The 12465-nt window shown below is 66.2% G+C and carries 10 protein-coding genes; 4 read left to right on the plus strand and 6 right to left on the minus strand.

Annotated features, from left to right (window positions below; genetic code table 11):
- Positions 1-22: 22 nt before the first annotated feature.
- The 3 genes from ACIP90_RS02655 to ACIP90_RS02665 form a co-directional block, all read right to left on the minus strand.
- Positions 23-244 (minus strand): hypothetical protein, encoded by a 222-nt coding sequence (locus ACIP90_RS02655; protein WP_400576596.1) that lies wholly within the window; start codon positions 242-244, stop codon positions 23-25.
- A complete protein-coding gene (locus ACIP90_RS02660) occupies positions 241-1473 on the minus strand; it encodes an anion permease (protein ID WP_400576597.1) in 1233 nt (410 codons plus the stop codon). The genes ACIP90_RS02655 and ACIP90_RS02660 overlap by 4 nt, the downstream gene beginning before the upstream one ends.
- Positions 1474-1628: 155 nt before the next feature.
- A complete protein-coding gene (locus ACIP90_RS02665; protein ID WP_400576599.1) occupies positions 1629-2135 on the minus strand; it encodes an HAD domain-containing protein in 507 nt (168 codons plus the stop codon).
- A gap of 341 nt (positions 2136-2476) precedes the next feature.
- Between ACIP90_RS02665 and ACIP90_RS02670 the strand changes: the two genes are divergently transcribed.
- The 4 genes from ACIP90_RS02670 to ACIP90_RS02685 all read left to right on the plus strand — a co-directional run bounded on the left by ACIP90_RS02670 (position 2477) and on the right by ACIP90_RS02685 (position 9199).
- Complete coding sequence (locus ACIP90_RS02670; protein ID WP_400576600.1) at positions 2477-4885, plus strand: phosphoketolase; 2409 nt, start codon at positions 2477-2479, stop codon at positions 4883-4885.
- Positions 4886-5121: 236 nt separating this feature from the next.
- Positions 5122-6093 carry an NAD(P)-binding domain-containing protein gene (locus tag ACIP90_RS02675; protein ID WP_400576601.1) on the plus strand — a complete coding sequence of 324 codons (972 nt, stop codon included), beginning with the start codon at positions 5122-5124 and terminating at the stop codon, positions 6091-6093.
- Positions 6094-6225: 132 nt separating this feature from the next.
- Entirely contained in the window at positions 6226-7710 is a 1485-nt protein-coding gene (locus ACIP90_RS02680) for an AAA family ATPase (protein WP_400576602.1), read from the plus strand.
- A 412-nt stretch (positions 7711-8122) separates the two neighbouring features.
- Positions 8123-9199: a class I SAM-dependent methyltransferase gene (locus ACIP90_RS02685; RefSeq protein WP_400576604.1), complete on the plus strand. Its 1077-nt coding sequence runs from the start codon at positions 8123-8125 to the stop codon at positions 9197-9199.
- A gap of 33 nt (positions 9200-9232) precedes the next feature.
- On the opposite strand, the gene ACIP90_RS02690 is transcribed toward ACIP90_RS02685, so the two are convergent.
- The 3 genes from ACIP90_RS02690 to ACIP90_RS02700 form a co-directional block, all read right to left on the minus strand.
- Positions 9233-9664: a VOC family protein gene (locus ACIP90_RS02690; protein WP_400576605.1), complete on the minus strand. Its 432-nt coding sequence runs from the start codon at positions 9662-9664 to the stop codon at positions 9233-9235.
- A 161-nt stretch (positions 9665-9825) separates the two neighbouring features.
- Positions 9826-10500 carry a response regulator gene (locus tag ACIP90_RS02695; protein ID WP_400576608.1) on the minus strand — a complete coding sequence of 225 codons (675 nt, stop codon included), beginning with the start codon at positions 10498-10500 and terminating at the stop codon, positions 9826-9828.
- Positions 10497-12416 (minus strand): DUF4118 domain-containing protein, encoded by a 1920-nt coding sequence (locus tag ACIP90_RS02700; protein WP_400576609.1) that lies wholly within the window; start codon positions 12414-12416, stop codon positions 10497-10499. Before ACIP90_RS02700 ends, ACIP90_RS02695 begins: the two co-directional genes overlap by 4 nt.
- Positions 12417-12465 lie beyond the last annotated feature (49 nt).

A 12465-nucleotide genomic window follows, 5' to 3' on the forward strand; every position in this document is an offset into this window, starting at 1 on the left:
CTGACGCTGGCCGCTGCCCCCGCTATCCGCTGAAGTAGGGAATGATCAGGTATAGCCCGAACAGCACTGCCACTCCGCAAAGGCCGAAGCAGATGTAGGCGAAGTAGCGGACCCATGCGGGGGCGGCAGTCTGGCTGTCTCCGGCGATGGCGGTGAGGCGGACGCCCAGGGAATACAGGACCACAACGGTCACGGCTGCGGTCAGCGTGGCACCGGCTACGGTGAGGAGTTCCAACCACTTCATCGCTGCGTATCCTTCGGATCGTTCGCCTTGGCGCGCTCGGCGTCGCGTGCGGCCCGGGCGAGGGCTTTCTTCTTGGCAAAGCGGACGGCCTGTCCCGCTTCTTCGACCTCTACAGCGTTGTGGTGGCCAACTGCGGACTTGCGTGAGACCAGGAACATGTAGAGCACGGCTCCGGTTCCGGCGACGGCGGCGATAACCACGCCCACGGTGCCTGTCTTGACGAGGATCGCGGTGAGGGCGCCGACAACGCCCGCTGCGGGCAGGGTGAAGAGCCAGCCGAGCGCGATGCGCCCCACCATGCCCCAGCGGACGGTTGTCCCCTTGCGGCCCATGCCTGAACCGATCACAGAACCGGACGCCACCTGCGTGGTGGAGAGCGCGAAGCCAAGGTGCGAGGAGGCGAGAATGGCGGACGCGGTGCTGGATTCGGCCGCGAAGCCCTGCGCGGGCTTGACCTCAGTAAGGCCTGCGCCCATGGTCCTGATGATCCGCCAGCCGCCTGCGTAGGTTCCGATGGCGATGGCAAACGCGCAGGCCGCGATGACCCAGAACACCGGGCCTGAACCCGGCTCCTGCGTTCCGGCGGCGATCAGCACGAGCGTGATGATGCCCATGGTCTTCTGGGCGTCGTTGGTGCCGTGGGCCAGCGCCACGAGGCTGGACGTGAAGATCTGGCCGGTCCGGAAGCCGCCGCGTTTCTGCGTGAGCTTGCTGCCGGTCTCGGGATCATGCCGGGAGGTGAGCGCGTAGGCCACCCGGGTGCAGATGTAGGCCACGATGCCGGCGATGAGCGGGGCGAAGATCGCTGGCAGGATGACCTTCTGCAGCAGCGATTCCAGATTTATGGAGTGGAATCCGATGCCGGCCACAGCGGCGCCAATGAGCCCGCCGAACAGGGCGTGCGACGAGCTGGACGGCAGGCCCTTCAGCCAGGTGATCATGTTCCAAAGGATCGCGCCCATGAGCCCGGCGAAGATGATCTCCGGCGTGATCTGGATGCCGTCGTTTCCCTCACGGATGATGCCGCCGGAAACCGTCTTGGCCACTTCCGTGGACAGGAACGCGCCCACCAGGTTCAGGACGGCTGCCAGTGCGACTGCCTTCTTGGGTTTGATGGCACCGGTGGCGATGGGCGTGGCCATCGCATTCGCGGTGTCATGAAATCCGTTGGTGAAGTCGAAAAATAAGGCCAGTGCTATGACCAGCGCCACCATTAAGGTGATATCCACCTGTTGCCCAATCTGCAGAGTCGATGATCAGCAGTTCCACATCCCCCGGACGCCTGCAAGGCACAGAGTTCACCGGCTGTTCACGCGATGGGACTTGCAGTGGCTGCAGAAACGGGTTTGAAACCCTATAGATCGTACGCGCCACGCAGTTCAGATCAAACCCGGTCTTCCATGAAGGTCCGAATGGCTTCAAGCTCCCCGGGGGACAGACCCCGCCTCGGATCGGGCGAGACCAGCAGCGCGCGCCCGCGCAGGATCCTGGCCCAGGACTGTGCCCGGCCTTCGAAGGCGAGCTGGTCGTCCACCCAGATGATCCGCTCGGGACGGCTGAACTCGACGTCCGCCTGGATGGCCTCCAGCTTCCACCAGTCTGCTCCACTGCCCGCACCGTCCGCGGTCAGCACCGGCCAGTCTCCGCCGTCGAGCCCGGTTACGGGGCACAGCACCGCGGGCGCCAGTTCCTCCCAGCTGGTGAGCCAGACGCGGCGCAGGCCCGGTGTCCGCGCCAGCCCGTTGAGTTCGTCGATCAATTCGGCCGCATAGGCCACCTCGAGCATGCCGGTGTACGCATACCTCCAGGCCGAACCCCACGGCGTGAGTCCGGCGGCGCCAAACGGGCACACCACGCCGTCCACGTCCAGATAGAGTGACGCGTTTCCCACGGCATGACCTTCCTTTGCGGCCGCAGGCCAGGCAACGGCCCAGCCAGCCCGGCTCTTCGGCCGCCCCCGGCCTTGGTTCCAACGTTATGGAACCGGTGTGATGCCGGGCAAGGGGATGCGCCTCGACATGCACGCCTCCCACCTCTGGGACGCCTCCACCATCGCCAAACTGGACCCATCACCGGCAAGCACCACCGCCACCGCAAAGCAGCCAAACATGCCTTCCAGAAGGCTTGTTCCACAGGGGACGCGTCCGCAGCACGCACGTGGATCTAGGGGCCCAAACTGCGGAGGATAGACTGTGCCCGTCAGCGCTGGAGCAGATCCGACGAGAGGCAGGCATGGGCAACACCGAGGCAGCCGAAGCCATTCCCACCGAAGAACTTGTCCTGCTCCACCGGTATTGGAACGCCGCCAACTACCTCACAGTCGCCCAGATCTACCTCCAGGAGAACCCGCTGCTGCGGGAGCCGCTGAGGCCGGACCACATCAAACCACGGCTGCTCGGCCACTGGGGAACAGGCCCCGGGCTGTCCCTGATCTACGTGCACCTCAACCGCATGATCAGGCGCACCGGCGCGGAGGTCCTTTTCCTTGCCGGCCCAGGGCACGGCGGGCCGGCCGTGGTGGCGAACGTGTACCTCGAAGGCACGTATTCGGAGGTGTATCCGGAGATCAGCCAGGACGCAGCGGGGCTGCGACGTCTTGCACGCCAGTTTTCGACGCCCGGCGGGATCGGAAGCCATGTGGGTCCGGCCACACCCGGGTCGATCCACGAGGGCGGCGAGCTCGGCTACTCCCTCATGCACGCCACCGGCGCCGTCATGGACAACCCCGGCCTGATAGCCGCCTGCGTTGTGGGTGACGGAGAAGCCGAAACCGGGCCGCTCGCAGCCTCATGGGACGCGCCCTTCTTCCTCAACCCGGCCAGGGACGGCGCCGTCCTGCCGATCCTCCACCTCAATGGGCACAAGATCTCCGGTCCCACCGTGTTGGGCCGCCGTTCCGACCAGGACGTGGAGGCGATGCTGCATGCCCGCGGGTGGGACCCCGTCACGGTTTCGGGCGACGACCCGGAACAGGTCCACCGGGAACTGGCCACCGCCTTGGACGGCGCATATGCCAATATCCGCGGGCTGCAGGAGGCTGCTCGAAGCAACGGCGTGACCGGCGCCGCCCGCTGGCCGGCCATCATCCTGCGGACACCCAAGGGCTGGACCGGCCCGGAATCCGTGGACGGCAGCCCGGTGGAAGGAACTTTCCGTTCCCACCAGGTGCCGCTGTCAGGGGTAAAGGACAACCCGGAGCACCTCGCATTGCTCGAGCAGTGGATGCGTTCCTATGAACCCGAAACACTGTTCGACGCCGATGGCCGGCTGGTTCCCGAACTGGCGGCCCTGGCGCCCGAGGGCACGCTGCGCATGGGGTCCGTGCCGCCCGCGAACGGACGCCCGTCCGTACCGCTGGAGATCCCGGATCTCAAGCGGTACGCCGTGGATCCCGGCGAGCGCGGCTCCACGAGCAGCGAGACCACCAAGCCGCTCGGCGAACTGTTCCGCGACCTCTACCGGAGCACTGAGGAAGACCCGCGCTTCCGCCTCTTCTGCCCGGACGAAACCAACAGCAACCGCCTGGGAGCCGTCTTCGAGGCGAGCGACCGCTGCCTGCTGCTCCCGCCCGGCGGCGGCGACGACGCGGGGTCCAGTGATCACATCTCCGCCGGTGGCCGTGTGATGGAGGTGCTCTCCGAGCACCTGTGTCAGGGCTGGCTCGAGGGGTACCTGCTCAGCGGCAGGCACGGCTTCTTCGCCAGCTACGAAGCCTTCGCCATGATCAGCGCCTCCATGACGGTCCAGCACGCCAAATGGCTCCAGCACGCGCGCGACCTCGACTGGCGCTCCCCCATTCCGAGCCTCAACATCCTGCTGACGTCCACCTGCTGGCGCAATGACCACAACGGTTTCAGCCATCAGGGACCCGGCCTCATAGATACGGTGCTCTCCCTCTCCGGCGAGGTGACGCGCATCTACCTCCCGCCGGACACCAACACCCTGCTGGCCACGGCCGAACATGCGCTGCTCAGCACGGACTACGTCAACCTTGTGGTGGTGGACAAGCAGTCGCATCCGCAATACCTCACACTGGAAGAGGCCCGGGCCCATGCCGAGGCAGGGGCCTCGGTCTGGGGCTGGGCTGGCAACGAGCGGCCGGAGGGCAAGGCTGACCCGGACATCGTTCTTGCCAGCGCCGGCGACATCCCCACCGAGGAGACACTGGCAGCCGCCTGGCTCCTGCAGCGCCATGTCCGCGATGTGCGTGTCAGGGTGGTCAACATCATGGACGCCATGGTTCTCCCGCCCCGGAACACCCACCCACACGGCCTCGACGACGTCACCTTCAGTTCCCTCTTCACGGACGCCTGCGATGTGGTCGTGGCCTGGCACGGCTATGCCCGCTCCTTCCACCAGCTGCTGCACGGGCGGCCCCACCCGGAACGGTTCCATGTGCGCGGGTACAGCCAGCAGGGAACCACCACCACGCCCTTCGACATGGTGGTGCTGAACCGGATGAGCCGCTATCACCTGACCCTTGAAGCACTGCGGCGCATGCCGCGCCGGCTGCCCGGGGCGGATGACCTCGCCGAGCTGTGCAACCGGCAGCTGGAAGCCCACGCCGTATACATCCGTGAGCATTTCGAGGACCTCCCCGAAATCCGCGACTGGATCTGGACGTCACCGCCGCCGCCCTAATAGGCATGGGGGGTCAAACTGGCTGCGCGCTTTGCGGGCGTTGTGGGGGACGAAGCGACTAATGAATGTTGCCGTCACCGCCCCAAACAGGAACATAAGGAGTCAGGGAGCGAGTGCAGTGGTTCCCGGCACGTAGGCGAGTTCGTAGAGCGGAGCCAGGGCGACGTTGCCGATGACGGCCGCGAGCCCCCGACACTGGCGCACCGCCGGTGGTACGCTCGGTGGAGGATTATGCGGTGAGCACAGGGGCTCCGGTGCGTGAGAACACCGAAGCTCTCGCCCTCACAGGACGCGGCACGGGCGAGGACTTTGAAGTGTCCCTGGCTGAAGGTTCCATTCATGCGCATCGCGTAGTTATCGCGACGGGACCGTTCCAGCGTCCGCGGATCCCCCAGCTGGCGAGTGACGTCTCACCATCGGTGTTGCAGCTCGACCCCACGCGTTACCGGTCATCAGAGGCCCTGCCTGCAGGCGCCGTGCTCGTGGTGGGCAGCGGCGCCTCAGGCTGCCAGATCGCCGACGAACTGCTACAGGCCGGGCGCCGCGTGTACCTGTCGGTGAGCCGGCACCGGCGCGCACCGAGACGCTTCAGAGGGAGGGACGTCTTCTGGTGGCTGGAGGCACTGGGCCGTTTTGCGCAGACAATAGACAGCTTTCCCGCTCGTCAATACCCGCCTGCCACGGTCGTCACCGGCGTGAACGGCGGATACAACGTCAACGTTCGGCAACTCGCTGCCGACGGCGTCAGCGTCCTCGGCAGGGTCATCGGCGCATCGGGCCGAAACCTCGCTGTCCAAGCCAACGCGAACCAAGTACTCGATGACGCCGACCAGGCCTACACCGGCTTCTTGTCGGCAGCGCGTCAATTCATCAGCGACAACGCGATGGAAGAGTGGCTGGATCAGGAAGAACCGGAGGAACCGGTCCATTTTCCTGCCGTGGAAGAGGTGGACTCGCTGAACCTTGCCAGGGAAGGCATCTACACGATCATCTGGGCGACCGGTTATGCCTACGACTTCGACTGGGTCAAGATCCCGGTGTTCGACGACCGCGGCCGGCCCATCCAACAGCGCGGCGTCACTGCAGTTCCGGGGTTGTACTTCCTCGGGCTGCACTGGATGCACACCTTCAAGTCAGGCCTGCTCTCGGGTGTCGGTGCGGACGCAGAATTTCTCGCCGACCACATGGCCAGAGGCTCGTACAGATGACTCGCCCGTGCACTCCAGAGCTGAATTAGTCTTTCGGGATCAGGGCTGCTGATCTCCATGGATTTGGCCGATGTTCTGCGAGGGCGAATGTATCCCCCGGGCTTAGGCCGCTTGTGCTGGTAGGGTCTGCGCATGGATGAAAACCTGGGGAAGTTCATCGACGATTTTGCTCAACTGGTGCAGCTTGCGCAGTCCGGCCAGCACCGCGTGCAGGGCGGCGAGCAGCTGCTGACCACTCTCACTGAACATCTCGGTGTGCCCGCGGAAACGTTGTCCGTGGTCGTGGAGGAGATACCCGTGCACCGGTTCGTCGATGCTGACATCCTGATGGCTGAACTAGCCGCAGAGAGCGAGGACTTCCGGCTGCTGGGCATCGGCGGCGGGGACCAGCGGCATCACCAGTCACTGAGCGACATGCTGCAACAGTCCCGGTTCTTCCCGCAGTTCCCTCTGTCGCAGCCCGATTTCAAGAACCTGGCTACCGGGCCGGATGATCAACGCCAGGCCGTTGCCATGGGCCTGTGGCTGTTCAGACATGGAGGCCGGCCCGTTGCCGTGTGGCAGCGGGATGCAAACCCGCGGTTTGGGCGGCTGTCAGCTTCCCTCGAGGTACTCGCGGGTGACACCGGCAGTGCAGCGGAATTCCTCTCCGAGTTCCGTCGGCGACTGCAGCACCGGAGCGTCCTCAAGGGTCAGATAATTTCATTGGTTATGGGCGAGTACGGTCCCAGCGCCGCCGGTGTCACCTTCCATGCCAGACCTTCCCTGACAGAGTCCGAAGTCATTCTGCCCAACGGCTTACTGCATAAGGTGTCAGGTCATGCGCTCGGCATCGCCGAACACCGAGAGTCGCTCAGCGAATACGGGCAGCACCTCAAGAGGGGCATCCTTCTCTATGGCAAGCCGGGGACGGGCAAAACCCATACTGTGCGCTATCTTCTGAGCCAGAGTGCGGGAACCACCGCCATCCTCCTCTCGGGGGGATCGCTGGCCAGAATCGCCGAGGCCGCCACCATGGCCCGGGCCCTGCAGCCTTCCATCGTCGTTCTTGAAGACTGCGACCTGATTGCCGAGGACCGAAGCTTCGGGCACGGACCGCAACCGCTGCTGTTCGAAGTGCTGGACGCCATGGACGGCCTGGACAAAGATGCAGACGTAGCCTTCGTCCTCACCACCAACCGCGTCGATATGCTCGAACGTGCTCTGGCGCAGCGTCCGGGCCGCGTTGACCTGGCCGTGGAGATCCCGCTCCCGGCCTTGAGCGAGCGCATTAACCTCGTGAAACTCTACGCCCGCCGGATTCCCTTCAGTAGTGACGCTGTTGAAGATGCAGCATCTCGCACCGAAGGAACCACCGCCTCCTTTGCCCGGGAACTCGTCCGGCGGGCCGTGGTTGCTGCCGCCTTGGAGGGCGTCCCCGTTGATGATAGACATCTGAGCTTCGCGGTCGACGCCCTGATGGAGGACGGCGAGGCACTTACCCGGAGCCTCTTGGGCAGCGGAGCAGGCGCCGGCTTCGAGAACCCTGGCGTCAGCGGTTTTGGTGCACCCGGCTCATCTGGACGCGGCCTCGACGGAGCCAGCTTTAGCGGGCCGTCGGGCGGCCCTCTTTCCTAGTGCAGAGGTTGCGCCACAAAGCTGCCCGATGGAAGTCCCCCGGCGGCAGCCGCCAGCTGCAGACGAAGATCGCGGCGGTGCCTCGTGCTGGGCAACGCCTGTCCCCCGGCATTCCCCGGCAGTAGGCTGGAGGCACTCACCGGGAGCTGTCCGATGCCTGAACTCGACGACCTGATAAAAAGACGGTGCGCCGGCACCTTGCCAACATTTTCCTCAAGATTGGGGTCACCTCCCGCACGGGCGCAGCCGGTTGGGCGCAGGAGCACGGCCTGAAAAAGCGTCCGGCGGCGTAACGCCGCCTTCCATTCCCCGCCGCGGAACATGCATCATCCGCCCGATGCGCGTTCCGGAACGCGGGCCGTAGCGTCGAAGTACGGACATCCCCGTTCGGAACTACGGAAAGGACAAGACCATGAGCACCCTTCAAACGGAAACAATCCCGCAGGCGGATGCGGTCGAGGCCGGGGCGGAACGGCTCGTCGGCATCCTCAAAGACGCCTCCATCGCCGTCCTGGCGAGCATTGGCCACCAAACAGGGCTGTTCGAGACACTGGCCGGCCTGCCGGCTGCCAGCAGCGAACAAATCGCCGATGCCGCCGGCCTGAACGAACGCTACGTCCGCGAGTGGCTGGGCGGCATGGTGACCGCACGCTTCGTGGAGTATGACGCGGTTGCCAAGACGTACCTCCTGGAGCGGGCGCTTGTCCCCTCAGTCAGCGGACCAGGAGTGGACAACCTTGCCCGGACGCTGACCTATGTGACGCTCATGGGAGAAGTCGCCGGAAAGATCGCCGACAAGTTCCGCACCGGCGGCGGGCTGAGCTACTCCGACTACCCCGGCTTCGTACAGATCCAGGCCGCTGACAGCGGCGCCGTCCACGACGCGTCCCTGCTGGAGTCCATCCTTCCGCTCACCGGGAGGATGGAGGCACTGCACGCCGGCATCGACGTGGCGGACATCGGCTGCGGCGCCGGCCACGCCGTGAACCTAATGGCTGCTGCCTTCCCCGCCAGCCGGTTCACGGGCTACGACTTCTTCGAGGAGGCCCTCGATCCCGGGCGCGCCGAAGCCCAACGCCCCGGTTTGGACAATGTCCGCTTCGAACTCCTTGACGCCTCGGCGTTGGACATCAGCGAAGGGCTGGACCTGATCACGGTTTTTGACGCTATCCACGACCTGGCCCATCCCGCCACAGTCCTGCGCAACATCCACAGGGCGCTCCGCCCCGGCGGCACCTTCCCCATGGTGGACATGAAGGCGTCGAGCAACCTCGAGGACAACATCGACCTTCCCTGGGCCGCATTCCTTTACGCGATTTCCACGACCCACTGCATGTCGGTCTCGCTGGCGCAGGACGGAGCGGGCCTCGGCACCGTGTGGGGCGTGCAGCTGGCCGAGTCCATGGTCCGCGAGGCCGGTTTCGACGGTGTGGAGGTGCGGGACCTGGAGGAGGACCCCTTCAACGCGTACTTCGTCGCGCGGAAGTAGGCGTCGGGGAAGTAATGGTCAGGGAAGTAATCGTCAGGCAGGGGGCGCCTGCTGGGCTCCGGCGATGTTGACCAGCCAGGCAATGCCGAACCGGTCCGTGCACATGCCGAACGTGTCACCCCACGGCGCGGGCTCCAGCGGCACCGTGACGCTGCCGCCCTCGCCGGAGAGCTTGTCCCAGTAGCCGCGCAGTTCGGTTTCGTCCTCCCCGCTGAGCGAAACGGAGATGTTGTTGCCAGGCGTGTAGTCCATGCCCGCGGGCGTATCTGCGCCCATGAGGACCAGCCCGTTGCCGGCAGTCAGCATCCCGTGCATGATCTTGTCCGCCTCTGCCGGGTCGTCGCTGGCGTTGAAGTCGCCGAAGGTGCTGAGGGCCAGGTCCCCGCCGAAAACGGACTGGTAGAAGGTCATCGCATCGCGGGCGTTGTCGCGGAAACCGAGGTAAGGGTTGAGAACGGTAGGCACAGCATTCTCCTTCGAGTAGGGACAGGCTGGGTGGCCACTCGGGTGGCGGACCGCACTACACATGTTGCCCCAAACGGGCGCCCCTTCATAGGGGTTCACGGGGTGTTGCCGATGCTGGCGACGCTCAACAACGCCGCCCTCGCCGCCGGCTGCTGGCCCGGTCAGGGCCGGAAGCGGTAGCCTATGCCGACTTCCGTAAGGAGATGGCGCGGGTTGCCCGTGTCCGGTTCCAGCTTCCGGCGGAGCTGGGCCATGTAGACCCGCAGATAGTTGGCTTCCTTCTGATAGGCGGGCCCCCAGACCGTCGCCAGGATCTGCTGCTGCGTGATGAGCTTCCCCGGGTTGCTGACCAGCAGTTCCAGGATGCTCCATTCGGTGGGCGTCAGCCGCACCGCCTCTCCGTTCCGGGTGACCAGCCGCTGCCCCAGGTCCACAGTGAACTCAGCCGTGCTGACCGTGGACGGCTCACCCGCCTCCGGGACGCGCCGCAGGAGCGCGCGGAGTCGCGCCAGGAACTCCTCAAGCCCGAACGGCTTGGTGATGTAGTCGTCCGCCCCCGCATCGAGTGCATCAACCTTGTCCGCCGATCCGTGCCGCGCCGACAGCACCAGGACCGGGACGCTGGTCCAGCGGCGGAGATCTCGGAGAACGGCCGCCCCGTCAATGTCCGGCAGCCCCAGGTCCAGGACGACCAGGCCGGGCGGATTGCGGGAGGCCGCCGTCAGCGCGGCCCGGCCATCCGAAGCCGTGTCCACGCTGTATCCGTGGGCCTGCAGGGTGATCCGCAAGGCGGTCAGCAGGTGCCGGTCGTCATCCACTACGAGGACCCGGATCACTGCGCGGCCCCCGACGACGGGCGGGCGGCATCCCGCGGGCCATGTACCGGGCCGGTGGACAAGGGCAGCCGGATCACCATGGTCAGCCCTCCGCCAGGGGTCTCCTCGGCGGTCAGGCTCCCTCCCATTGCGGACATGAACCCCTTGGCCACCGCGAGCCCGAGACCCACCCCCGTGGACTGCGGGATATCATCGAGGCGCTGGAACGGCCGGAACATGGCGATGACGTCCCGGGCCGGTACGCCGCTTCCATGATCGATGATCCTGAGTTCACCAGCCGGGTGCCCGTCCAAGAGGGCCGTGCTGAGGCCATCCGACACACAAGCCACCGTGATGTCCGATCCGGGGGCGTACTTGACGGCGTTTTCCACGATATTCGCGATGACACGCTCCAGCAGGCCGGGGTCCGCGTCGACGGCGGGCAAGTTGGGCGGGAGCTCCACCCGGACCGCCCCGGCCTGCAGCCCCTGCAGCGCTGGCGGGACCACGTCAATCCAACGGACTGGCACAAGCGACGGGCGAACCGAGTCGGCCGTAATGCGCGACATGTCCAGGAGGTTCCCCACCAGCAGGTCGAGCCGGTCTGCGCATTCGTCGATGGTCTCCAGCAGGTCCTGTTGTTCTCCGGGCTTGTAGTCCACTTCCTTTTGGAGGAGGCCGCCCACGGCGAGCTTGATTCCGGCCAGCGGCGTGCGAAGGTCGTGGGACACTGCCCGCAGGATCGCCGTACGCATGGTGTTTCCTTCTGCGAGCCTCAGCACCTCCAGCCGGCTGGCGGCGAGCTGCTGGCGCTCAAGCTGCGCCATGACGTGGGCGGCGAAGGCGCCGAGGAGACTGCTTTCGGCAGCCGGAACCCTCCTGCCTGCGAGCACAAGCCGCATCACGCCGTCGATCGGCTCCACGGTCTGGCCTTCAAAGTCCAGACCTGCGCGCTCCCGGTCAGTGAGGTCACCGGCGCTCGCAATCAGCCGCAGGTGGTGATCCGCCCCGTCAGCGTCCGCCGCCGTGCCGGGCATCCCTGTGCCGCTGAAAACCGCTGCGGCCCGTGCCCCGAAGACATCCAGCGCCTGTTCCAGCAGGCTGCCCAGGGGATCGTCGGAACGGGTGGCGCCGCGGGCCAGCTCCCCGAGCGTTGCGGCTTCCGCCCGCGAACGGGCCGCCTCCTTGGACCGGCGGGCTGACCTGTCCACAACGCCGGCCACCGCGACGGACACGCCGACGAACACGCCAAGGGACAGCAAGTCCTGGGGGTCATGAATGGCCAGATCCCCCAGCGGCGGAGTTGAAAAGAAGTTGACCAACAGGCTGCTCCAGAGCGCACCGGCCACGGCCGGCCACAGGCCTCCGACCAGCGCCACGGCCACAGCCCCGGCGAGCTGGAGCAGCACGGCGGTGGCCACGCTGTGTTCGAACACGGCAAGCAGCAGCTGCATGAGCACAGGAACCGCTGCCGCCAAGGCAAACCCGAGAGCCACCCGCAGGCGGCCCAGGTCCCCCCGCCTTGTCCTGCCCGTGCCGCGGCCAGCCCGCGGATGCGCCACCACCTGCACGTCGATGTCCCCGGCCCCTTGAACAACCCGGGGTTCCACGCCGCCGCCCGCCGAGAGCCACGGCATCCTCCTCCCGGACTGCCCGATGACTATCCGGGTGGCACCGACATGTGCCGCGAATTCGAGCAGGGCATCCGCAGGGTCCGGCGCAGCAACGGTATGGTAGCTGCCGCCCAGCTCCACAACCAGCCGGCGCTGTGCTTCAAGTGCCTGGGGCGATTCGCCGGCCACGCCCTCTGAGGAGCGGATGTGCACCGCGAGCAGCTCCCCGCGGTCGGTGCCGTCCAGAATCCTGGAGCCACGGCGGATCAGCACCTCGCCCTCACCGCCCCCGGAAAGGCCAATGACAATCCGTTCCCGTGTCATGACGCCATTCTTTCACCCGCGGGCGAGGGACGGTTCGGCGGCGGGGCCG

The sequence above is a fragment of the Arthrobacter sp. NPDC093139 genome (assembly GCF_044754165.1).
Lineage (GTDB): Bacteria > Actinomycetota > Actinomycetes > Actinomycetales > Micrococcaceae > Arthrobacter.

Bases quoted from the DNA above. Each gene is read 5' to 3' on its own strand.
- ACIP90_RS02655 (WP_400576596.1), bottom strand. From the start codon at position 244: ATGAAGTGGTTGGAACTCCTCACCGTAGCCGGTGCCACGCTGACCGCA.
- ACIP90_RS02670 (WP_400576600.1), top strand. From the start codon at position 2,477: ATGGGCAACACCGAGGCAGCCGAAGCCATTCCCACCGAAGAACTTGTC.
- ACIP90_RS02680 (WP_400576602.1), top strand. From the start codon at position 6,226: ATGGATGAAAACCTGGGGAAGTTCATCGACGATTTTGCTCAACTGGTG.
- ACIP90_RS02685 (WP_400576604.1), top strand. From the start codon at position 8,123: ATGAGCACCCTTCAAACGGAAACAATCCCGCAGGCGGATGCGGTCGAG.
- ACIP90_RS02700 (WP_400576609.1), bottom strand. From the start codon at position 12,416: ATGACACGGGAACGGATTGTCATTGGCCTTTCCGGGGGCGGTGAGGGC.